The organism is Roseovarius sp. W115 (assembly GCF_032842945.2).
GTDB lineage: Bacteria > Pseudomonadota > Alphaproteobacteria > Rhodobacterales > Rhodobacteraceae > Roseovarius > Roseovarius rhodophyticola.
Genome location: NZ_CP146606.1, coordinates 2,469,108 through 2,490,502, shown reverse-complemented (window position 1 = coordinate 2,490,502; position 21,395 = coordinate 2,469,108). Strand labels below are relative to the sequence as shown.

21 protein-coding genes are annotated in these 21,395 nt (G+C 57.9%); 13 read left to right on the top strand and 8 right to left on the bottom strand.

Features of this window, described 5'->3' with window-relative positions:
• Positions 1–2 precede the first annotated feature (2 nt).
• Positions 3–668, top strand: a complete 666-nt coding sequence (locus RZS32_RS12640) for an SOS response-associated peptidase (protein ID WP_317057330.1) — start codon at positions 3–5, stop codon at positions 666–668.
• 15 nt (positions 669–683) lie between these two features.
• On the opposite strand, the gene RZS32_RS12635 is transcribed toward RZS32_RS12640, so the two are convergent.
• The 4 genes from RZS32_RS12635 to RZS32_RS12620 form a co-directional block, all read right to left on the bottom strand.
• Positions 684–1,676 carry a type I glyceraldehyde-3-phosphate dehydrogenase gene (locus tag RZS32_RS12635; RefSeq protein ID WP_317057329.1) on the bottom strand — a complete coding sequence of 331 codons (993 nt, stop codon included), beginning with the start codon at positions 1,674–1,676 and terminating at the stop codon, positions 684–686.
• A 93-nt stretch (positions 1,677–1,769) separates the two neighbouring features.
• The gene (locus RZS32_RS12630; RefSeq protein ID WP_317057328.1) at positions 1,770–3,104 is read right to left on the bottom strand and encodes an MATE family efflux transporter; all 1,335 of its coding nucleotides are present in this window, start codon (positions 3,102–3,104) and stop codon (positions 1,770–1,772) included.
• Positions 3,097–3,606, bottom strand: a complete 510-nt coding sequence (locus tag RZS32_RS12625) for a PaaI family thioesterase (RefSeq protein WP_317057327.1) — start codon at positions 3,604–3,606, stop codon at positions 3,097–3,099. The genes RZS32_RS12630 and RZS32_RS12625 overlap by 8 nt, the downstream gene beginning before the upstream one ends.
• Positions 3,603–4,022 (bottom strand): PaaI family thioesterase, encoded by a 420-nt coding sequence (locus RZS32_RS12620; RefSeq protein ID WP_317057326.1) that lies wholly within the window; start codon positions 4,020–4,022, stop codon positions 3,603–3,605. The genes RZS32_RS12625 and RZS32_RS12620 overlap by 4 nt, the downstream gene beginning before the upstream one ends.
• 117 nt (positions 4,023–4,139) lie before the next feature.
• Between RZS32_RS12620 and RZS32_RS12615 the strand changes: the two genes are divergently transcribed.
• From RZS32_RS12615 to RZS32_RS12575, 9 genes are all read left to right on the top strand, one after another.
• The gene (locus RZS32_RS12615; RefSeq protein ID WP_317057325.1) at positions 4,140–4,508 is read left to right on the top strand and encodes a MerR family transcriptional regulator; all 369 of its coding nucleotides are present in this window, start codon (positions 4,140–4,142) and stop codon (positions 4,506–4,508) included.
• A 202-nt stretch (positions 4,509–4,710) separates the two neighbouring features.
• Complete coding sequence (locus tag RZS32_RS12610; protein WP_317057324.1) at positions 4,711–5,112, top strand: MerR family transcriptional regulator; 402 nt, start codon at positions 4,711–4,713, stop codon at positions 5,110–5,112.
• 40 nt (positions 5,113–5,152) lie between these two features.
• Entirely contained in the window at positions 5,153–6,931 is a 1,779-nt protein-coding gene (locus RZS32_RS12605; RefSeq protein ID WP_317057323.1) for an acyl-CoA dehydrogenase C-terminal domain-containing protein, read from the top strand.
• Positions 6,932–6,989: 58 nt separating this feature from the next.
• Entirely contained in the window at positions 6,990–7,202 is a 213-nt protein-coding gene (locus RZS32_RS12600; protein WP_317057322.1) for a hypothetical protein, read from the top strand.
• Between the two features lie 12 nt (positions 7,203–7,214).
• The gene (locus tag RZS32_RS12595; RefSeq protein ID WP_317057321.1) at positions 7,215–8,354 is read left to right on the top strand and encodes an acyl-CoA dehydrogenase family protein; all 1,140 of its coding nucleotides are present in this window, start codon (positions 7,215–7,217) and stop codon (positions 8,352–8,354) included.
• A 142-nt stretch (positions 8,355–8,496) separates the two neighbouring features.
• Positions 8,497–9,135 carry a glutathione S-transferase family protein gene (locus RZS32_RS12590; protein WP_317057320.1) on the top strand — a complete coding sequence of 213 codons (639 nt, stop codon included), beginning with the start codon at positions 8,497–8,499 and terminating at the stop codon, positions 9,133–9,135.
• A gap of 15 nt (positions 9,136–9,150) precedes the next feature.
• The gene (locus RZS32_RS12585) at positions 9,151–10,362 is read left to right on the top strand and encodes an acetyl-CoA C-acetyltransferase (RefSeq protein ID WP_317057319.1); all 1,212 of its coding nucleotides are present in this window, start codon (positions 9,151–9,153) and stop codon (positions 10,360–10,362) included.
• Positions 10,362–10,847 carry a cupin domain-containing protein gene (locus tag RZS32_RS12580; protein WP_317057318.1) on the top strand — a complete coding sequence of 162 codons (486 nt, stop codon included), beginning with the start codon at positions 10,362–10,364 and terminating at the stop codon, positions 10,845–10,847. The genes RZS32_RS12585 and RZS32_RS12580 overlap by 1 nt, the downstream gene beginning before the upstream one ends.
• Positions 10,844–13,042, top strand: a complete 2,199-nt coding sequence (locus RZS32_RS12575) for a 3-hydroxyacyl-CoA dehydrogenase NAD-binding domain-containing protein (protein WP_317057317.1) — start codon at positions 10,844–10,846, stop codon at positions 13,040–13,042. The genes RZS32_RS12580 and RZS32_RS12575 overlap by 4 nt, the downstream gene beginning before the upstream one ends.
• 87 nt (positions 13,043–13,129) lie before the next feature.
• On the opposite strand, the gene RZS32_RS12570 is transcribed toward RZS32_RS12575, so the two are convergent.
• Together RZS32_RS12570 and RZS32_RS12565 are read right to left on the bottom strand one after the other, a co-directional pair.
• Positions 13,130–13,810 carry a Hint domain-containing protein gene (locus RZS32_RS12570; RefSeq protein ID WP_317057316.1) on the bottom strand — a complete coding sequence of 227 codons (681 nt, stop codon included), beginning with the start codon at positions 13,808–13,810 and terminating at the stop codon, positions 13,130–13,132.
• Between the two features lie 169 nt (positions 13,811–13,979).
• A complete protein-coding gene (locus RZS32_RS12565; RefSeq protein WP_317057315.1) occupies positions 13,980–14,624 on the bottom strand; it encodes a sulfotransferase family 2 domain-containing protein in 645 nt (214 codons plus the stop codon).
• A gap of 133 nt (positions 14,625–14,757) precedes the next feature.
• On the opposite strand from RZS32_RS12565, the gene RZS32_RS12560 reads away from it, so the two are divergent.
• Positions 14,758–16,380 carry a long-chain-fatty-acid--CoA ligase gene (locus RZS32_RS12560; protein WP_317057314.1) on the top strand — a complete coding sequence of 541 codons (1,623 nt, stop codon included), beginning with the start codon at positions 14,758–14,760 and terminating at the stop codon, positions 16,378–16,380.
• A gap of 83 nt (positions 16,381–16,463) precedes the next feature.
• Positions 16,464–17,489, top strand: coding sequence for a hypothetical protein (locus tag RZS32_RS12555; RefSeq protein WP_317057313.1), 1,026 nt, complete (start codon positions 16,464–16,466; stop codon positions 17,487–17,489).
• A gap of 5 nt (positions 17,490–17,494) precedes the next feature.
• Here the strand turns inward: RZS32_RS12555 and RZS32_RS12550 are convergent, their stop codons facing one another.
• Both RZS32_RS12550 and upp read right to left on the bottom strand, forming a co-directional pair.
• Entirely contained in the window at positions 17,495–18,157 is a 663-nt protein-coding gene (locus tag RZS32_RS12550; protein WP_317057312.1) for a hypothetical protein, read from the bottom strand.
• Between the two features lie 63 nt (positions 18,158–18,220).
• Complete coding sequence (gene upp, locus RZS32_RS12545; protein WP_317057311.1) at positions 18,221–18,853, bottom strand: uracil phosphoribosyltransferase; 633 nt, start codon at positions 18,851–18,853, stop codon at positions 18,221–18,223.
• A gap of 262 nt (positions 18,854–19,115) precedes the next feature.
• Here upp and RZS32_RS12540 point away from each other — a divergent pair, with 262 nt between their 5' ends.
• Entirely contained in the window at positions 19,116–21,395 is a 2,280-nt protein-coding gene (locus RZS32_RS12540) for an NADP-dependent malic enzyme (RefSeq protein WP_317057310.1), read from the top strand.

Below are 21,395 nucleotides of genomic sequence, written 5' to 3'. Positions count from 1 at the left end.
AGATGTGCGGTCGGTTTGCTCTGACCCTGCCGCCAGACGCGATGGCGCAGCTCTTTGCTGCGCGCCCCGCGAATGATGTGCCGGACGTGCCCAACTTTAACATTTGCCCCACCAATGCGGTGCATGTGGTCACCTCGCAGGACAGTCAGCGGCGGCTCCGCGCGATGCGGTGGGGGTTCCTACCCCATTGGTACAAAAGCCCAACCGACGGGCCATTGCTGATTAATGCGCGCAGCGAAACGGTTGCCGAAAAACCTGCCTTCCGCAAAGCCGCGCGAGAGCGGCGCTGCCTGATCCCGGCGACGGGGTTTTATGAATGGACCAAGGATGCGGAGGGCAAACGTTTGCCGTGGTACATTGCGCCGACGCAAGGCTCAATGCTCGCCTTTGCCGGGGTCTGGCAGGATTGGGCGCAGGGGGAGGACGCCTTTACCACCTGTGCCATTGTCACAACGGCGGCCAATCCCCGGATGCAGGCAATCCACCACCGGATGCCGGTGATTTTGGGTGAAAACGACTGGGCGCTGTGGCTGGGTGAGGCCGGGCATGGGGCGGCCGCCCTGATGAAAGCGGCCCCGGAAGAGGCTTTGCGATTTCACCGGGTGGACCCAAAGGTCAATTCCAACCGCGCCAGCGGGCCGGAATTGATTGAGCCCTTTGAGGAGTAACCGAGGCAGACAGGTTTAGGCCGCCATGAGGCGCGCCATATCCAGCATCCGGCAGGAAAAGCCCCATTCGTTGTCGTACCAACCGAAAACGCGAAGCAGGCCGCCGGTGGAGACCGAGGTTTCCGGCCCGACCATGACAACGGATTCAGGCCGCATACGCAGATCGGCACTGACCAAAGGCTGTTCGGTCCACCCAAAGACACCGCCTGGTCGAACCGCGTTTTGCAAAACCGCATTGGCCGAAGCCGCGTTGACCGGCGTGTTGGTTTGCACCGTCAGGTCAATGCAGGACACGCTGGCGGTGGGCACGCGGATGGCCCGTGCCTCGATCCGCCCCTGAAGATGCGGCAGAACAAGGCCTGTCTGATGCTGGGCACTGGTCGTCGTTGGAACCATGGACATGGCAGCCGCGCGGCTGCGTTCGGGTGCCGCGCGCGGTTTGTCGACGGTGGGCTGGCTGCCGGTGTAGCAATGCACGGTCGTCATCTGGCCGCTGACAAGCCCAAATGCTTCATCCAGCAGACGCGCAAGCGGCGCCAGCGCATTGGTGGTGCAGGAGGCGTTGGAGACGATCCTGTGATCGCCAATCTGCGCTTCATTGGCGCCCAAAACACTCGTGACATCGACCTCAGCAGATGGGCCGGAGACAAGCACCTTGGTGGCCCCTGCAACAAGGCCCCGCTCGGCCACAGCACGGGTGCCGCCCATGCCTGTGCATTCCAGAACAACATCCACAGCACTCAAATCCAGCGCGCTAAGGTCGGGTTCGGAATAGAATGGGATATGCCGCCCGCCAATCTTGAGAATGCCATTCTCGCCATTCACAGGTTCCGGCCATGGGCCAAAGACGCTGTCATATTGAAAGAGATAAGCGCAGGTCGAAAGCGGCTCGATCTCGTTAATGCATAGAAGCTCAAAATCCGCCGCATCCCGTAGCAGGATGCGCAGAAGCGTGCGGCCAATGCGGCCAAAACCGTTGATGGCTACGCGGATGGGACGGGTGGACATGAGCACCTCCTGCACATGGGTCAGCAATGTTGACTTTATGCAGGAAACTACACTTGAACAGCCATGAAACATAATTTGATCAAATTATTCAGATCAGGCGCGGGCCGCCTGTGCCTCTAGGGCCGAGTAGCGCAACCCCAGCGTGAGGCCCCGGGCCACGAAGCTGATGAGCAGCGCGATCCAAAGACCATGATTGCCGTAGTCCGGCACCAGCAACAGCGCAGCAATAACGTAGACCACCAGGCTGACCGCCATCATATTGCGCATATCTTGCGCGCGGGTGGCCCCGATGAAAATACCATCCAACATCCACGCCGCGATGCCAGTGACCGGGGCAAGGATCATATAGATGAGGTACACGCGGGCGGTCTCGCGCACCTCGGGGGATGTGGTCATGAGATCAATAATGGCCCCGCCAAAGAGCGCAAAACTCAGCGTGATAGCCCCTGTGATGAGCCCGCCCCAGAGGCTGGAGCGCAGCGCGCTTTGACGCAGGCGCGCGCGGTTGCGTTGACCCATCGCCTGCCCCACCAGTGTTTCCGCCGCAAAGGCAAACCCATCCAGCGCATAGGCCGTAATGTGCAGGAATTGTAGCAGGACCTGGTTGGCCGCGAGCTGTTCATCGCCAAAATCCCCGCCGATGAACAGAAACGAGACAAAGATCGCTTCCAGCATCAGGGACCGCAGCAGGATATCGCGATTGACAGCCATCATCAGCCGCAGGCGTGCGCGGTCAAACACGCGCACCCAGTCTTTCCAGGCCGGGCTTTTGAGCACATCGCGGCAGAGCCAAAGCCCCAGCGCAAGCCCGGTCCATTCCGCGATGAAGGTGGCAAAGGCCACGCCCTCAACCCCCCAGCCAAGGCCAAGAACAAACCACAGGTCGAGCACGATGTTGATGCCGTTCATCACCACCTGAAGCGCCAGGACGGCGCGGGTGCGTTCTTGGGCAATTAACCAACCAGTCACACCATAAAGCGCGATGACCGCAGGGGCGCTCCAGACGCGGATGGCCATGTAATCGCGCGCGAGGCTTTCCACCTCGGCACTGGCGGGTGAGATGAGGAAAGCCCCATAGAAAATAGGGATTTGCAGTAAGATGATGGCCACACCCGCTGTAAGGCCGATCATCATGGCACGGGTGAGCATCGCGGCAACTTCGCCGGTTTGCCCTGCACCATGCGCCTGACTGGTGAGGCCCGTGGTGCCCATGCGCAGGAAGCCGAAGATCCAGTAGATGGCCGTCAGGATGATGGCGCCAATGCCGACGGCCCCAATCGGGGCCGCCTCGCCCAGTTGACCCACAACGCCGGTGTCCACAGCACCCAGGATCGGCACGGTGGCATTGGAAATCACGATCGGGATGGCGATGTTGAGCACCCGTTTATGGGTAATCTCGCCATTGGCCTTGCCTGTGGTCTCAGCCATTCTGGCGTGGCATGACAAAATGCCCAGTCGCCTGCGCAAAGGGGCGTGCGCGGTTGTCCTGCCAGGCTTCTGCCTTCACCGACGCATAGCGGCGGCCCGACCGCGTGATATGGGCGCGCGCATAGGCGTCACGCGGCAGACCCGAGCGTAGGTAATCAACAGTGAACCCAATCGTCTTGGGCAGACGAGGCAGTTTGCCTTGGGCCAGCGCATCGGGATCGAGCTGTCCACTCTCAACCTCGTCCCAGAGCATCGCCCAGCTCAGGCCAATAATAGACGTGACCTCCAGAAAAGCCGCCGTCGCGCCGCCATGCAGCGCCGGCAATAGCGGGTTGCCGATGAGTTTGTCTTCAAAAGGCATAACAGCGGTCAGTTCATCGCCGCGTCGGTCAAAGTTGATGCCAAGAAACTGTATGTAAGGCACCCCGGCCACCAGGGCGGCCAAAGCGGCATCGCGGCGTTGTTTGACGACCTGAACGGGTTCCGGCGCTTTGCGGCTCATGATTTGGCCTCAACCGTAAAGGTGCCGGTGGCCTGTGCCACGGGGTTCTCTTCATCATCGTCCATTGCTTGTGCCCGCAGGAAGGCCACCGAACGCGTGATGTGGTAGCATTCGGCACGTGCCTTGATTTTCTGGCCAGGTGTGGCCGGGCGCATGTAGTCTATGCGCAAATCAATCGTGGCCGTGGCACCCGGCGACGACGGGTGGCTCATGGCCGCGGCCCCGCAGCATGTATCCATCAAGGCCGAGACCGCACCACCATGAATGACACCGGTTTCGGGATCGCCGACAAAGCGTTTGTCATACTCCATGACAATCTCTGCCGTGCCCTCGCCAATTTCGGTGAGTTCCATGCCCAAAGCTTTGGAATGGGGGATCGCATCAATGAATTGTCGGGCAAACTTGGTCTTGTCCATTGGCGCACCTTCGGGCTTGGCTGACGCTATATGATCCAGAAGTGATCACAGCTTCAAGGGCTAGCGGTTGCCCTGCGCGCCGGTCTTTTCTAACATTGCACATAAGGAGGAGAGGCCATGTCGGACAAACGACTGTCTTTCAAAGAAATGTGCGCCAAGTTCGACGTGACACCGCGAACGCTGCGCTACTACGAATACATCGAGTTGATCAGCCCAGAGCGCGAAGGCCGGTCACGGTTTTACTCGCATAAAGAAGTCGTCCGCATGACGCTTATTTTGCGTGGTCGGCGCTGGGGCTTTGCACTGGAGGAAATCCGGCAGTGGCTCTTGATCTATGAAGAGGAAGGCACCAACGCGCAACTGCGGACCTGGATTGATCTTGCCGATCAGAAGCTGGCCGAGTTGGGCAAACAGAAAGCGCAGCTTGAAGAGAGCATTTCAGAGCTTCAGGATATGCGCGATTCGACCGCGAAATCGCTCGGGTAAGCGGCTTTTGCTTTGAACCTTGACCGGCAAACTGTTGCCCAGCGCGTCATAAAATTGTGCAATTGGGCGGTTTACCTTGATTAATCTTACGTAAACCTAAAAGTGACGTTACGTACCAGTTACGTCAACTCTATTCCCTGTTGTATCGAAGATGAAGCGCCCCCAGGTCAATGCCACGAGACCGAGATGAACAGGTGGTAATATGAGTACCGAGATGATGACAATCCGCCAGATGTGTGATGCGTTCCACGTGACGCCTCGTACGCTGCGGTTTTACGAGTCCAAAGAGCTACTGTTCCCCAAGCGCGAAGGCCAGAAGCGCCTTTTCACCAAGCGCGACAGGGCCCGACTGAAGCTGATCCTGCGCGGCAAGCGCTTTGGGTTTAGCCTTGAGGAAATTCGGCAACTGCTGAACCTCTATGACCGGGGCGATCAACAGCTGACGCAGCTCACACAGACCTATGAGGTCGCCAAATCGCGGCTCAATGATCTTGAGCGCCAGCGTGATGAACTGACCGCAGCTATTGATGATCTTAAAGACCAAATGAAATGGGGCGAGAAAATGATCGCCTCGATCCGACAAACACCGAAAGCGGCAGAGTAACTTCTGCCGCAAACTTGTGATGATTTAGGGAGACCACCACATGCCCAGCTACACAGCCCCCACCAAAGACATGGATTTCATTCTGCACAATGTGCTGAAAGTGTCCGAGCAAGACACCCCCGGCTATGCCGACCTGGACCGGGATTTCACATCGGCCATCCTGGAAGAAGCCGGCAAGCTGGCCTCTGAGGTGCTGGCCCCCTTGAATAGTGTTGGTGACACCGAAGGCTGTGTTCTGGAAAACGGCGTGGTGCGCACGCCCACGGGCTTCAAGGATGCGTTTGAGCAGGTGAAAGCGGGCGGTTGGACCGGCATTGACCTGCCCGAAGAATATGGCGGGCAGAACATGCCCTATATCATGTACACGGCTGTGGGCGAGACGTCTTCTGCCGCAAACCAGGCCTTCACGATGTATCAAGGTCTGACCCATGGTGCCGCATCAGCGATCCTTGCACATGGGTCCGAGGAGCAGAAGACCACCTACCTGCCCAAGATGACCTCGTGCGAGTGGACCGGCACGATGAACCTCACCGAACCGCATTGCGGCACGGACCTGGGCCTGATGCGCACCAAAGCGGTACCGCAGGATGATGGCAGCTTCAAAATTTCCGGTCAGAAGATTTTCATCTCGGCTGGCGAACATGACATGGCCGACAACATCATCCATTTGGTACTGGCCAAGATCCCCGGCGGGCCTGAGGGCATCAAAGGCGTGTCTCTGTTCATCGTGCCCAAGTTCATGGTCAACGAAGACGGCAGCCTAGGCGCGCGCAATGGGGCGTCCTGCGGCAAGATTGAAGAGAAGATGGGCATCCACGGCAACTCGACCTGTGTGATGAACTATGACGAAGCGACCGGCTACCTTTTGGGCGAAGAGCACAAGGGCATGCGTGCGATGTTCACCATGATGAATGAGGCCCGCATCGGCGTGGGCATGCAGGGGCTGGCACAAGCCGAAGTGGCCTATCAAAACGCGCTGGAATACGCCAAGGATCGCCTGCAAGGACGTGCCGTGACAGGTGACGAAAACCCCGATGGTCCGGCCGACCCGCTGATCGTGCATCCCGACATTCGCCGCAACCTCTTGGACCAAAAGAGCTTTGTTGAAGGCGGCCGTGCCTTCCTGCTCTGGGGCAGTCAAATGATCGATCAGTCCCATCGCGGTGGCGATGAGGCGGCTGAAGGTCTGGTGAGCTTGCTCACGCCGATCATCAAGGGCTTTTTGACCGACGAAGGCTACGACATGACCGTTCAGGCCCAGCAAGTCTATGGCGGACATGGCTACATCGAGGAATGGGGCATGTCGCAATTCACCCGAGATGCCCGGATTGCCATGATCTATGAAGGGGCCAACGGCGTTCAGGCGCTGGACCTTGTGGGCCGCAAGCTGGCGCAGGATGGCGGCAAGCATGTGATGGCGTTCTTTGATCTGGTGAAGTCCTTCATCAAGGAGAACGAAGGCAATGAGGCGCTGAAGGCTGATTTCCTCGACCCACTGAAAGAAGCGTCCAAGCATCTGCAGGCGGCGGGTATGTATTTCATGCAGAATGGCATGAAAAACCCAAACGCGGCACTGGCCGGATCCTATGACTTCATGCACCTCTTTGGGCATGTTTGCCTGGGCCTGATGTGGGCGCAGATGGGCAAGGCCGCGATGGACGCGGTTGAGAATGGCGAAGGCGACACTGCGTTCTACAAGACAAAGATCGCCACGGGCCGCTACTACATGAAGCGCCGCCTGCCCGCGACATCCATGCATCTGACACGTATCGAAAGCGGTGCGGACACGGTCATGGAGCTTGAAGCCGAGGCATTCTAAAGACAGACGGGGTGGGTTGAAAACCCACCCTACCCCGCAAGATGACTGGGAGGACATCATGCCCAAACGCTTTCGCCTGACCCGGCGGTTTAACGCCGCGATGACCGAAGATGGCTATCGACGCTTGCGCCGCTTTGCCCAGGAGGCAGGGTTGGATGAAGGCGAGGCGCTGTCCTTTCTCTTTGAAAACTTCGACAGCGTGATCAACGAAGACACGTTTGGTCACCGGCTCAGGCTCTTTAATTCAGAGCTTGAGGCGCGCAAGAAATAAGGGAGGGATGCGATGTCGACATGGATGACAGACGAGCACCAGATGCTTGCGGAGATGACCTATAAGTTCATTTCTGAAGAATGGGGCCCGAATTTTGAGCGCTGGCGCAAGGACGGGATCATGGATCGCGAAACCTGGAGCCAGGCGGGTGAGCTGGGCCTGCTTTGCCCCTCCATCCCCGAAGAATACGGCGGCGCAGGCGGTGATTTCGGCCATGAGGCGGTGATCTGTATGGAGCAAAGCCGCGCCAATCTGGCAAGCTGGGGCAATCCCATCCATTCGGGCATCGTGGCGCATTATATTCTGGCCTACGGCTCGGAAGATCAAAAGAAACGCTGGTTGCCCAAGATGGTTTCTGGCGAGCTGGTTGGTGCATTGGCCATGACAGAACCGGGGGCTGGTTCGGACCTTCAGTCGATGAAATCCAAGGCGCTGCGCGATGGGAACTCCTACCGGCTGAACGGTCAGAAAACCTTTATCACCAACGGCCAACACGCCAATCTGATCATTGTGGCCGCCAAGACCGACCCCAAGGAAGGGGCTAAGGGCATTTCCATGGTGGTGGTGGAAACCGATGGCGCGACAGGGTTCACCCGTGGCCGTAACCTCGACAAGAACGGGCTGAAGGCGGGCGATACATCCGAGCTCTTCTTTGACAATGTGGAAGTGCCGCCAGAAAACATTCTGGGTGGTGAAGAAGGGCGCGGATTCTACCAGATGATGGAGCAGCTGCCACAGGAACGCCTGATCATTGCTTGCGGCGCGCAAGGCGCTCTGGAAGGCGGTGTCGAGCGCACGATTGCCTACACCAAAGAGCGCGAAGCCTTTGGCGGGCCGATCTTTGAGAAATTCCAGACGATCCGCTTCACGCTGACCGAATGCCTAACCAAGACAAAAGTCGCGCGCGCCTTTCTGGACGAATGCATCGCCGAGCATTTGCAAGGCAAGCTCAGCGTGGAAAAAGCCGCGATGGCCAAATATTGGCTCACCGACACGCAGTTTGAGGTGCTCGACACCTGCGTTCAGCTCCATGGCGGCTATGGCTATATGGCCGAATATGACATTGCCGAAATGTGGGCCGATGCCCGCGTGCAGCGCATCTATGGCGGCACGAATGAGATCATGAAAGAACTGATTTCGAGGTCGCTATGATGATACATGCGCATGCATATACCACATCTGACGGACGCCTCTGGCGGGAGTATTTTGCGAACAGTGAAAGCAGGACTGTACTTTCATCGTTCCTCAAATCCTCAAATCCAACACCACCCCGAAGCGCAAGGAAGAGCCAGAAATGACCATCCAACTTTACTGCTTTGGCGAGAGCGGCAATGCCTATAAGGCGGCTCTGGCGCTGGAATTGTCCGGTCTCGACTGGGAGCCCGTGAAGGTGGATTTCTTTGGCGGTGAGACGCGCAGCGACGCCTACCGCAAGGACGTCAACGAGATGGGCGAGGCCCCGGTGCTGGTGGATGGCGATTTCAAGACCAGCCAGTCAGGCGCGATTCAGGCCTATGTGACCGAGAAATCCGGCAAGTTTGGCGGCAAGGACCATACGGAGAACTACGAGATGTTCCGCTGGGTTTTGTGGGACAATCACAAGCTTTCGTCACAGGCCGGCATGACGCGGTTTTTGATGAACTTTTTGCCCGAGGACAAACGCCCTGCAGAAGTGATCGGTTTTATGCAAGGGCGTCTTAAGGCGGCTTTTGAGACGCTCAACACCCGGCTTGAGGGCCGCGACTGGATCGTCGGTGATCAGATCAGCAATGCCGACATTTCCTGTTGCGGTTACCTCTTTTACCCTGAACCCTTCGGCTTTGATCGCGCCGACTGGCCCAATATCGACCGCTGGCTTGGCAATATCGAGGCCATACCCGGCTGGAAACACCCCTATGACCTGATGCCCGGCAGCCCGGCTGACCGCGCCTGAACCAAGGAGACCTCTATGTCTGACGCTTTTATCTACGACGCCGTGCGCACCCCGCGCGGCAAGGGCCGCAAAGACGGTGCTTTGCACGAAGTGACAGCCGTTCGGCTGAGCACCCAGGTGCTCAATGCGCTGAAGGACCGCAATGGTCTGGATGGTCATGCGGTGGAGGACGTAATCTGGGGCAATGTCACGCAGGTGATGGAGCAAGGCGGCTGTCTGGCACGGACGGCGGTTCTCGCCTCTGATCTGGACGAATCCATCCCTGGCCTTGCGATCAACCGGTTCTGTGCCTCGGGCATGGAGGCGGTGAACCTTGCTGCCAATCAGGTCAAAGGCGGGGCCGGTGAGGCCTATATCGCCGGTGGCGTGGAAATGATGGGCCGCGTGGCCATGGGCAGCGACGGCGCGGCGATTGCCGTGGACCCCAGCGTTGCCATGGAGACCTATTTCGTCCCGCAAGGTATCAGCGCCGACATTATCGCGACGGAATATGGGTTTACCCGCGATGAGACCGATCAGCTTGCCATGGCCAGTCAGCAGCGCGCGAAAGCCGCCTGGGACGACAAGCGTTTTGAAAACTCGATCATCGAGGTGAAGGATCAGAACGGGCTGACCATTCTGGATCACGATGAATACATGCGCCCCGGCACGGATATGCAATCATTGGGCGGCCTGAACCCGGCGTTTCAGCAGATGGGCGAGATGATGCCGGGCTTTGATGCCGTGGCCAAGCTCAAGTATCCGCATCTGGAAAAGATCAACCATGTGCACCATGCGGGCAATTCGTCAGGCATCGTGGACGGCTCTGCCGGGGTGCTCATTGGCAATGCGGAATTTGGTAAGAAATATGGGCTGAAGCCGCGTGCGCGCATTCGCCAGACCTGCAAGATCGGGACCGATCCTGTGATCATGCTGACCGGGCCTGTACCTGCGACTGAGAAAATCCTGGCTGATAGCGGTATGAAGATTTCCGACATTGATCTTTTTGAGGTGAATGAGGCCTTCGCCAGTGTCGTGCTGCGCTTCCAACAGGCGTTTGACGTCGACCCAGAGCTTGTGAACGTCAATGGCGGCTCGATTGCCATGGGGCACCCGCTGGGTGCGACCGGTGCGATCATCATCGGCACATTGCTGGATGAGCTGGAGCGCACCGACAAAGAAGTCGGCCTTGCCACGCTGTGCATTGCATCCGGCATGGGTGCTGCCACGATCATCGAGCGGGTCTGATGCCGAAGCTTGATCTCTCAGCCATCCCGGCCAAAACCGGGTCGGGCTACCCAGGCAAACTGGCGGACGGGTTTGAAGCCCGCTCTGTTCAGGCGCTCGGGGATGCGCGCGGGCTCACGCAATATGGCGTGAACCTTGTGCGCCTCGCACCCGGCGCGGCCTCGTCCTTGCGGCATTACCATATGCAGCAGGATGAGTTTGTGATGGTGACCAAAGGGGTCTGCACCCTGATTGATGATGAGGGCGCACACCAGATGGGGGTTGGCGATTGCGCCACTTTCCCGGCGGGTGAGGCCAATGGCCATCATCTTGTGAACAAAACCGACGCGCCTGCCGCCTTTCTGGTGGTGGGCACGCGGACCAAAACCGAAACCGGGTACTATAGCGACATCGACATGATGGTGACGTTCGATGAGGCCGGTTTTTCCTTTACCCGCAAAGACGGCAGCCCCCTGACGGCTGACCAGACCGGAGAAGACACATGACTGATTTTACGATGGAAAAAGGCGCAGATGGCGTCGCGATCATCACCTGGGACACGGTCGGCAAGTCCATGAACGTGATGAACCAGCAAGGGTTTGACGATCTTGAGGCACTGATTGATGACGCGTTGGCCGATGATGCGGTGAAGGGTGTGATCCTCACCTCGGGCAAGGAAGGATCTTTTGCCGGGGGCATGGACCTCAACATCATTTCGAAGATGAAAGAGATGGCGGGCGACAATCCGGCCAAGGGTCTCTTTGAAGGTTTGATGAAAACCCACACCTTCCTGCGCAAGATGGAGCGCGCGGGCATGGACCCCAAGACCAACAAGGGCGGCAAGCCGATTGCCTGCTGTCTGCCCGGCACGGCGCTTGGCATTGGTCTGGAAATTCCGCTGGCCTGTCACCGGATTTTCGCCGCGGATAACCCAAAGGCCAAAATCGGCCTGCCCGAGATCATGGTGGGTATTTTCCCCGGCATGGGTGGCACCACGCGTCTGGTGCGCAAGATGGGTGCGATTGCGGCGGCACCACTCTTGCTGGAAGGCAAAGTGAACAATCCGCAAAAAGCCAAATCCGCTGGTGTTGTGGATGAGGTTGTGCCTGCAGATGAGCTCATTGAGAAGGCGCGCGAGTGGGTCCTGAGCGAGCCGAGTATCGTCAAGCCTTGGGACGAGAAAGGCTACAAGATGCCGGGCGGCGCGCCCTATCATCCGGCGGGATTCATGAACTTTGTCGGTGCTTCGGCCATGGTCAATGGCAAGACCCAAGGTGCGTTCCCGGCGGCCAAGGCGCTTTTGAGCGCGGTGTACGAAGGCGCGCTGGTGCCGTTTGACACGGCTCTCAAGATCGAAGCGCGCTGGTTCACCAATGTGCTGATGAACCCATCCTCAAGCGCCATGATCCGCAGCCTCTTCATCAACAAGGAAGCGCTGGAGAAAGGTGCCAACCGCCCCGACGTGACCGACCAGACTGTTAAGAAAGTCGGCGTCATGGGCGCGGGCATGATGGGGGCTGGTATCGCGTTGGTCTCGGCTCAGGCCGGGATGGAAGTTGTCCTGATCGACCAGAAACAAGAGGCCGCGGACAAGGGCAAAGCCTATTCCGAGGCGTATATGGACAAGGGCATCAAGCGCGGCAAGGCAACCGAAGAAAAGAAAGCCGCCCTGCTCGACCGGATCACAGCGACGACGGATTACAGCGCCCTGAAAGGTGCAGACCTGATTATCGAGGCCGTGTTTGAGGACCCCGGCGTCAAAGCCGAAGTGACCAAGAATGTGCTCGAAGCGGTTGGCGACGACGTGATCTTTGCCACCAACACCTCGACCCTGCCGATCACCGAGCTGGCCAAGGCCTCAAGCAATCCAGAGAACTTCATCGGCATTCACTTCTTCTCGCCAGTGGAAAAGATGTTCCTGGTCGAGATCATCAAGGGTCAGAAAACCGGCGAACGTGCTGTCGCCAAAGCGCTCGACTATGTGCGACAGATTAAGAAGACGCCGATTGTCGTGAATGACGCGCGGTTCTTCTACTGCAACCGCTGCATCATCCCCTACATCAACGAAGGCATCCGCATGGTGGCTGAGGGCGTGGCCCCTGCCCTTATCGACAATGCCGCGCGTCAGCTGGGCTTCCCGGTGGGACCCCTGCAACTGGTCGATGAAACCTCGATTGATCTGGGGGCAAAGATTGCCCGCGCGACCAGGGCCGCGATGGGCGATGAGTATCCTGATGGTGCTGTGGATGACGTGATCTTCTGGATGGAAGAACAGGGCCGTCTGGGCCGCAAGACCAGCGCAGGGTTCTTCGACTATGACGAGAAAGGCAAGCGTTTGGGATATTGGGATGGTCTTGAAGCGCAGTATCCGCGTGCTGATGAGCAGCCTGATCTTGTGGAAGTGCAGCATCGTTTGATGTTCGCCCAAGTCCTCGAAGCGGTGCGGGCACTGGAAGAAGGCGTGCTGGAAGACATCCGCGAGGGCGATGTGGGCGCGATCCTGGCCTGGGGCTTTGCGCCTTGGTCCGGTGGCCCGTTTGCCTGGCTCGACATCATTGGCGCGCCATATGCCGCCGAACGGTGCGATGCGCTCACCAAAGAGTATGGCGCACGGTTTGAAACGCCTGCGCTCTTGCGCGAGATGGCGGACAAAGGCCAGGGCTTTTACGAGCGGTTCAGCACACAGGCAGAAGCGGCGTAAAAGAGACCTTGTCGGTAAAATAAAAACCCGCGCGGTGCTCTACTCACCGCGCGGGTCAAATGTTCCGCCGATCCTGGGGAAGATCGGTTAGGCCGGAACAGCCGCAGCCCCAAATCCCTGGGGGTGGTACGTGCAAGCTGCGGAGTCTTGGTCGCCCAGATGCTCGGCGAGATAACGCGCCTCGTGCATGGGCAGAGCGGAATAGGATGTGGTTTGGGTTGTCACCAGTTCTGGTGGCGTGTCGTCAAATGCAGGACAGAACAGCAACGCGCCGCTCTGCGAATACACCACCTGTTCTTGGCTGAAATGCAAAAGCACGACGAAATAGGCATGTTCTGGTGGTGTACGTTTGACCCCCCGGAGACCCTCAGTCGCACCTGCTGGAATGAGTGTGAACGGGTCACCGAAAAGTGCCTCGGCCGCATCGCTTTCGATCATCAGGTTTTGGCCCGGCAGCACATGCGTTGTCGCGCGATTGCCAAGCGCTTTGGCCGGAATTTCCAGAGGCCAGAAGCGAGACGGGCATGTGCCCTTGCCATCCCAAAGGCGAATGAGATCCACCTTGGTCACTTCTTGCAGGCCACAATCAAAGGTTAAGACCTCATCACCGACACCGATGGTTTGCACAGGGCTCCAACCTACGGGTGTGGCCACACGTGTTCCCGACAAGAGACCCGCAAGTTGAGTCTCCTGATGTTCGATAGGCTGAGGGAGATTTGATCCGACCACAGACTTCTTTTTTAATTCGCCAACCTTCTGATTGAGCATCCTGTTTCCCCAATGAGTACCGGTGAACCGACAAAACAGACGTGATCAAAAGGCATGATTCGAAGGTCAGGCATTTGCCCGAAAGGTGTTCGAATTGTGGCATTGTTTCGGCGTGTGAACAGTCTGGTTCATTTGCATAGGATTCTGCTTAATTCAGAAACAAAGACGATCAGAACGTATAGCCAAACCGCGTTATGTCCTTAGAACACAAGGCTGCGAGCTGTTCTGCGTCTGCCGCTGAATAAAGGCTGCGGTAGTCCGATTCACGGTCAGACCGATTGAGATGGGGCATCTCAAGACGGAACCCCAAATGCGACCAAAGTGGATCGACATCTTGCTCAAAATGCTCCAACCGAATGTAAAGATCGGCGCAGTCCTCACCTCGGGATGTGGTCATGTAGGTCGCTGCATGATTGCTCGCGAAGGCATCCTCGATATGCGGCGCGTGCAGAAACTCGGAAAAACTCACCGACTTTGCCAGCCCCACTGCGGGATGGTCAAAGCTTTGGGTCTGCAGCCAATGGTAGTAGCTGACCATCCGGTCCCAGGGGTTGCGCACCAGAGTGAAACAGAACCACTCGGCGATATCTTCATCCGGCACCACACCGTCGATATCCGCTAAGGTTGAATGCTTCCAAAGCCGACCCGCCGCTTGCAAACCCTGAACTCTGCCGCGTCTGCGCCGCGCCTTTTCCGTGTCTCCGATAAGGATATCGTCCTTTTTGGCGCGCGCCTCCAGCGCATGCGCAAGAGACGTGCCGCCCGTCTTGGGAATATGCACAAAGATGTAGCGGCGACCGGGCGAAATTATCATTTCTCAACGTTACGCAAGGACGTTGTTTTTGAAAAGTCACGCCAGCCCAGAAAACCGCTTTGCTTTCGGGCATGAATTGCGCAATATCCCCCGCGTTTGAAGGCCACTTACCGCTCGACAAAGGAGACATGCCATGGGTTGGATGAAGGACGAAACAGGGCTGGGCAAAACCGCCGCCAATTTCGTACCCATGACGCCGCTGTCACATCTGAGACGCGCCGCTCACGTCTTTTCCGATACTGACGCTGTGGTCTATGGCAATTTCCGCAAAACCTATGCTGAATACTATGAGCGCGCCACGCGACTGGCCTCTGCTCTGACCAAAATGGGCGTTGAACCCGGCGACGTGGTGGCCACGCTCTTGCCCAATATTCCGGCCCATGCCGAGGCGCATTTTGGTGTGCCCGCCTGCGGCGCGGTTCTCAATACGATCAACACCCGGCTTGAGGCCGAAACGATCGCCTACATCTTTGACCATGGTGAGGCGAAGGTGGTTCTTGTGGACCCGCAGTTCATCCCGGTCACGGCGCAGGCGATTGAAATGATGGAGGGGCCCGCGCCTACGATCATCGAAGTGGCCGATGATCAGGCTGGCGTGCATTCCATCGGAGACTATACCGAATACGAGGATTTCATCGCAGGGGGCGACCCAGATTTCAAATGGATGATGCCCGAGGACGAATGGGAGAGCCTTGCGCTCAATTATACCTCCGGCACGACCGGGCGACCCAAGGGGGTCGTCTATCATCACCGTGGTGCATATCTACTGACTTTGGGTACGGCGATCACGTGGCCCCTTCCCCGGCACACCCGTTACCTGACCATTGTGCCGCTGTTTCATTGCAACAACTGGAACCACACTTGGGCGTTGCCCATGGTGGGCGGCACGCTGGTGTGTTGTCGCGATATTACGGCAACAGCCATCTACGATGCGATCGCGGATGAAGGTGTGACCCATTTCGGGGCTGCCCCGATTGTTCTGAGCATGATCGTGAACGCCAAGGATGAAGAGCGCCGCGACTTTGACCACACGGTCAGCGTGTTTACCGCCGGAGCCCCGCCCCCGGCTGCCACGCTGCGCGCGATTGAACCTTTGGGCTTTGACGTCACGCAGGTCTACGGGCTGACCGAGACTTACGGCCATGTCACGGAATGCATGTGGCATGACAAGTGGAACGACCAACCCGAGGAAGAGCGTTATGCCATCAAGGCGCGGACCGGGATTCTGATGCCCTTCATGGAAGACATCACCGCCATGGATGCAGAGACCATGACACAAGTGCCGATGGACGGCGAAACCCAAGGAGAAGTTATGATCCGGGGCAACTCGGTGATGAAAGGGTACCTCAAAAACCCCGAAGCCACCGCCGAGGCCTTTGAAGGTGGGTATTTTCACTCGGGCGATTTGGCCTATCAGCACGAGGATGGCTATCTGAAGATTGCGGACCGCGCGAAAGACATCATTATCTCGGGTGGTGAAAATATCAGCTCCATCGAAGTCGAAGGCGCGTTGATGAAACACCCTGCTGTGCTTCTTTGTGCGGTGGTGGCCATGCCGGATGAGAAATGGGGCGAAGTGCCCTGCGCCTTTGTTGAGCTGAAAGACGGAGTTGAGGCCACAGAGGAAGAGTTGATCGGCTTTGTGCGCGAGAAGCTGGCAGGCTTCAAAAGCCCAAAGAAAGTGGTGTTTCAGGAACTGCCAAAAACCTCGACAGGCAAAATCCAGAAGTTCGAACTGCGCAAAGCGTTTAAGTAAGCCGTTTCGCACAGGAATGATTGCCCGACTTGGAATGGGCGTGCTACTGTTTGCCCAACGAGGCAGAGCAGGCCCGCACGACTATGACCGCACTTCACGAATACCAACGGCTTGAGGCAGCAGGTCTTTGGCGTGCTGCCCCCGATGCGCAGCGGTTGGATGTGGTGGTTTCAGTTGGCGATGCCACACTGACGATCTCTGATGCCCGGGATCAGCCTCTGACACATTGGTCATTGGCGGCTCTGGAACGGGCAAATCCCGGACAACGACCAGCAATCTATTTTCCCAATGGCGATCCTGGCGAGACTTTGGAGCTTGGCGTCGATGAAGTGGCCATGATCGACGCCATCGAAAAGCTGCGCCGCGCTGTGGGACGGGGACGTCCGCATCCGGGACGCCTACGGCTCGTGACGTTCCTGATGTCAATCGCGGCCGTCATCGCCCTGGTGGTCTTCTGGTTGCCCGGCGCGTTGCGCCATCATGCGGTCTCGGTTGTGCCAGAGGTGAAGCGCGCTCAGATCGGTGAAGCCCTGCGCACAAAAATGGAGCGCGTGACGGGAGCCGCCTGTGCCACTCCAGAGGGCACCGGCGCGCTGGAACGATTGGCGCATCGGCTCCCCACACCCCAGGGATCGGGACGTTTTGACGTCATGCGCAATGGCGTGGATGGGGCGATCTCTTTGCCGGGGGGCACGATCCTGATCGGGCGGGCGTTGGTGGAGGATCACGAGGAACCCGATGTGTTGGCCGGATACATTGTCGCCGAACATCTTCGCGCTGGTCTAGACGACCCGCTGGCGCAACTTCTGGATCATGGTTCAACGATCGACGCCATCCGACTCTTGACCACCGGGGACTTGCCAGACAACGCAGTGTCGCGATATGCGGAACACCTTTTGACATCTCCACGTCCAACCCTCACCGATGAGGCTCTGTTGAACGGGTTCAAAAGCTGGTCGGTGCGCGCAAGACCTTATGCCTATGCAATTGATCTGACTGGGGAAAAAACTCTGGGCCTTATTGAGGCCGATCCCTTTGTCACCACGCCGCCTCCACCGTTGTTGAGCGATGCGGACTGGCTGCGACTGCAGGGCATCTGCGGTGGCTGACCCACTCAGCGGCTCGTTTCGTCCTTTTGCAAACGCCGCGGCACGGTTTTGCTCCAGAGCGCATCTGTTTGTGCCTTGCCCGCGAGTGTCTGGTGTTGGCGACGCGGGTTCAGACGGTCATCGGTCCAGATAGGTTCATAGCCCTTGGGCACGTAAAGACCGTTGGTTTGCCTTTGGTTTTCATAGACATGGCGCGGCGCCACGATTGTGGTTGGGCTGGTCTGTGGTGTCACGGGTTTCCCCGGGCGCAAATTCACATGAGGCGTTGGCCCGGTTGACGCTTTGACCGGACGCACCTGCCGCGCGACATGTTTTGTAGGCTTCGGCTTTGCTGCGACCACAGGCTTGGAGGCTGGAACGGTGATCTGAACCGGTTCAGGCGCTTTGGCGGGGGTCGCTGCAGCAGGTTTCACCGCGCCCGCCAAGGTCGGCGTTTGCCCACAGATCACCTTGCGATCACGTGTAACGCGCGGGATCCATGTGACCTGTCCGTCAATACCAGCACGCACATAGGCGCACCCACGGCTGTCAATATATTGGCGCCCAGTGTAAGAGGTCGGTGGAAACTCGGCAGGCAAATCAAAACTGCTTCCGCTTTGCGCAACGCTTTGCGTTCCGAACCCAACCACGGTCGCCGCCACGACCAACATTCCAACAAACAGTTTCATCTCGCCCCCACGCAGAATGTCGTGAGAGTGCCTGATTCACCCCTGTGAGTAAACCTGGTTGGACTATTTGGTGCCGAACATCCGGTCGCCAGCATCGCCAAGGCCGGGAAGAATGTAGCCAATGTCATTGAGCCGATCATCCAGCGACGCCGTCACAATCGGCACATCGGGATGCGCCTCTTTCATCCGCGCGACACCTTCGGGGGCGGCCAAAAGGCACAGGAAACGAATGTCCTTGGCTCCAGCTTGCTTCACCAGGTCCACGGCCGCGGCAGAGGAATTGCCGGTGGCCAGCATTGGGTCCACCACAATGGAAAGGCGTCTTTCCAATTGATCAGGGACTTTGAAGTAATACTGCACCGGCTTGAGCGTTTTCTCATCGCGGTAGAGCCCGACAAACCCAACCCGCGCTGACGGAATGAGTTCGAGCATTCCATCAAGAAGACCGTTACCAGCACGCAAGATCGAAATCAGCGCCAGCTTGCGCCCCGCCAGAACCGGAGCCTCCATTTCCTGCAAAGGGGTTTCAATGGTGCGCACGCTCATTTCCAGCTCGCGCGTGACCTCATAGGCCAGAAGCTGGCTGATCTCGCGAAGAAGTTGGCGAAACACAGCCGTAGGCGTGGATTTGTCCCGCATCAAGGTCAGCTTGTGCTGAACCAAAGGATGATCAACGACGGTCAGATGGTCCTGCATGGGGGCTCCTGAATTGCGGTTTGCGCCAGATGGCTCGAGCGGAGTTTTTCAAAATAAAGGTCCCAGTGCAACGCTTTGCGAAGCCGTTTCGTCCAGCATGATGATCTCTAACAGGAATTCACAACTTAGAGCATTGCCAAGACGGCGCGATTTGGCTGTGATAAGCAAGGGAAGCACGCTATCTTGTCGCAGTCCGCATCTCCGTTCTTGTGGGCCGCAATGAAAGATAGTTTAGGGCTAAACTAATTTGGAGGAGCGAGACATGGTGGATAGCCAAAACGACAATTTGCGACAGGCGTCGCTGGACTATCATGAGTTTCCAAAGCCCGGAAAACTCGAAATTCGCGCCACCAAACCCTTGGCCAACGGCCGTGATCTCGCCCGCGCCTATTCCCCCGGCGTGGCAGAGGCGTGCATGCAAATTCATGCGAACCCGGCAGATGCCAGCCGTTACACCGCACGTGGCAATCAGGTCGCGGTTGTTTCAAATGGCACAGCTGTTTTGGGCCTTGGCAACATCGGCGCACTCGCGTCCAAGCCAGTGATGGAGGGCAAGGCGGTTCTGTTCAAGAAATTCGCCGATATTGATTGTTTTGATATCGAGGTGGATGAGAAAGACCCTGAAAAGCTGGCCGATATCGTTTGTGCACTAGAGCCGACTTTTGGCGCGATCAACCTAGAAGACATCAAGGCGCCGGATTGCTTTATCGTCGAGAAGATCTGTCGTGACCGGATGAACATCCCCGTTTTCCACGATGACCAACATGGCACAGCTATCGTCGTCGGCGCCGCAGCACGCAACGCGTTGCACGTGGCAAAAAAGAAGCTGGAAGACATCAAGATTGTTTCAACCGGCGGCGGGGCGGCAGGTATTGCCTGTCTTAACCTGCTGCTGAAACTGGGGGTAAAACGCGAAAACGTCTGGCTCTGTGACATCCACGGGCTGGTCTACGAGGGGCGCGAAGAAGACATGACCCCGCAAAAGGCGGCGTTTGCGCAGAAAACCGAATTGCGCACGCTGGACGATGTCGTGGACGGCGCAGATCTATTTCTGGGTCTCTCTGGCGCTGGGGTTCTCAAGCCCGAGCATGTCGCCAAAATGGCCAAAAAGCCGATCATCCTGGCGCTGGCCAACCCTGTGCCCGAGATCATGCCCGATGAAGTGCGCAAAGTGGCGCCCGACGCGATCATTGCCACAGGGCGCAGCGATTTTCCCAATCAGGTCAATAACGTACTGTGTTTTCCCTTTATTTTCCGCGGCGCGCTGGACGTCGGCGCCACCGAGATCAACGACGAGATGCAAATCGCCTGTGTCGAGGCCATCGCCGAATTGGCACGCGCGACAACATCTGCCGAAGCTGCGGCGGCGTATCAGGGGGAACAACTCACGTTCGGGGCGGACTATCTGATCCCCAAACCGTTTGATCCGCGCCTGTCGAGCATTGTTCCGACTGCAGTCGCCAAGGCAGCCATGGAAACCGGCGTGGCCACACGCCCGCTAGAGGATCTGCACGCCTATACCGATAGCCTGACAGCATCTGTCTTCAAATCAGCGCTCCTGATGCGGCCTGTGTTCGAGGCCGCGGGCACAGCCGCCCGCAAAATCGTTTTTGCCGAGGGAGAAGATGAGCGTGTGCTCCGCGCCGCGCAGGCGATTTTAGAGGAAACCACCGAGCTCCCGATCCTGATCGGTCGTCCCGAGGTGATCAATGCACGCTGTGAACGCTTGGGTCTCAACATCCGGCCCGATCGTGATTTCAGCATTGTGAACCCGGAATGGGACGAGCGGTATCGCGACTATTGGGAAACCTATCATGACATCATGAAACGGCGCGGCGTGACCCCTGACATTGCCAAGGCGATCATGCGCACCAATACCACTGCAATCGGCGCAATCATGGTCTATCGCGGAGAGGCAGATTCTCTCCTTTGTGGAACATTTGGGGAGTATCGCTGGCACTTGAACTATGTCACGCAAGTCCTTGGCGACAAAGATCACCACCCACATGGGGCCTTGTCGATGATGATCCTGGAAGACGGGCCGCTTTTTATTGCTGACACGCATGTCCGAAGTCATCCAAACCCAGAAGAACTAGCCGAAACTGCGATTGGTGCAGCGCGTCATGTGCGGCGCTTTGGTCTTGCGCCACGGGTGGCCTTTTGTTCGCAATCTCAATTTGGCAATCAAGGCAGCGATTCTGGCAAGCGCCTGCGTGCGGCCATTGCTCTCTTGGATCAGGAACCGCGTGATTTCGTGTACGAGGGTGAGATGAACTTGGATGCGGCACTGGACGCAGATCTGCGTGGCCGGCTCCTGCCCGACAACCGCATGGAAGGTGCGGCCAATATCTTGCTCTTTTCCAACGGAGACACGGCGTCGGGTGTGCGCAATATTCTCAAGATGAAGGCCGGTGGACTTGAGGTGGGACCAATCCTGATGGGCATGGGCAACCGGGCGCATATCACAACTCCCTCGATCACGTCGCGTGGGCTTCTGAACATGGCCGCTATCGCGGGTACGCCAGTCGCAGTCTACGGTTAG

Bases quoted from the DNA above. Each gene is read 5' to 3' on its own strand.
- RZS32_RS12615 (WP_317057325.1), top strand. From the start codon at position 4,140: ATGTCGGACAAACGACTGTCTTTCAAAGAAATGTGCGCCAAGTTCGAC.
- RZS32_RS12620 (WP_317057326.1), bottom strand. From the start codon at position 4,022: ATGGACAAGACCAAGTTTGCCCGACAATTCATTGATGCGATCCCCCAT.
- RZS32_RS12560 (WP_317057314.1), top strand. From the start codon at position 14,758: ATGGGTTGGATGAAGGACGAAACAGGGCTGGGCAAAACCGCCGCCAAT.
- RZS32_RS12565 (WP_317057315.1), bottom strand. From the start codon at position 14,624: ATGATAATTTCGCCCGGTCGCCGCTACATCTTTGTGCATATTCCCAAG.
- RZS32_RS12610 (WP_317057324.1), top strand. From the start codon at position 4,711: ATGAGTACCGAGATGATGACAATCCGCCAGATGTGTGATGCGTTCCAC.
- RZS32_RS12575 (WP_317057317.1), top strand. From the start codon at position 10,844: ATGACTGATTTTACGATGGAAAAAGGCGCAGATGGCGTCGCGATCATC.
- RZS32_RS12550 (WP_317057312.1), bottom strand. From the start codon at position 18,157: ATGAAACTGTTTGTTGGAATGTTGGTCGTGGCGGCGACCGTGGTTGGG.
- RZS32_RS12590 (WP_317057320.1), top strand. From the start codon at position 8,497: ATGACCATCCAACTTTACTGCTTTGGCGAGAGCGGCAATGCCTATAAG.
- RZS32_RS12600 (WP_317057322.1), top strand. From the start codon at position 6,990: ATGCCCAAACGCTTTCGCCTGACCCGGCGGTTTAACGCCGCGATGACC.
- upp (WP_317057311.1), bottom strand. From the start codon at position 18,853: ATGCAGGACCATCTGACCGTCGTTGATCATCCTTTGGTTCAGCACAAG.
- RZS32_RS12540 (WP_317057310.1), top strand. From the start codon at position 19,116: ATGGTGGATAGCCAAAACGACAATTTGCGACAGGCGTCGCTGGACTAT.
- RZS32_RS12630 (WP_317057328.1), bottom strand. From the start codon at position 3,104: ATGGCTGAGACCACAGGCAAGGCCAATGGCGAGATTACCCATAAACGG.
- RZS32_RS12580 (WP_317057318.1), top strand. From the start codon at position 10,362: ATGCCGAAGCTTGATCTCTCAGCCATCCCGGCCAAAACCGGGTCGGGC.
- RZS32_RS12640 (WP_317057330.1), top strand. From the start codon at position 3: ATGTGCGGTCGGTTTGCTCTGACCCTGCCGCCAGACGCGATGGCGCAG.
- RZS32_RS12585 (WP_317057319.1), top strand. From the start codon at position 9,151: ATGTCTGACGCTTTTATCTACGACGCCGTGCGCACCCCGCGCGGCAAG.
- RZS32_RS12625 (WP_317057327.1), bottom strand. From the start codon at position 3,606: ATGAGCCGCAAAGCGCCGGAACCCGTTCAGGTCGTCAAACAACGCCGC.
- RZS32_RS12605 (WP_317057323.1), top strand. From the start codon at position 5,153: ATGCCCAGCTACACAGCCCCCACCAAAGACATGGATTTCATTCTGCAC.
- RZS32_RS12570 (WP_317057316.1), bottom strand. From the start codon at position 13,810: ATGCTCAATCAGAAGGTTGGCGAATTAAAAAAGAAGTCTGTGGTCGGA.
- RZS32_RS12595 (WP_317057321.1), top strand. From the start codon at position 7,215: ATGTCGACATGGATGACAGACGAGCACCAGATGCTTGCGGAGATGACC.
- RZS32_RS12635 (WP_317057329.1), bottom strand. From the start codon at position 1,676: ATGTCCACCCGTCCCATCCGCGTAGCCATCAACGGTTTTGGCCGCATT.
- RZS32_RS12555 (WP_317057313.1), top strand. From the start codon at position 16,464: ATGACCGCACTTCACGAATACCAACGGCTTGAGGCAGCAGGTCTTTGG.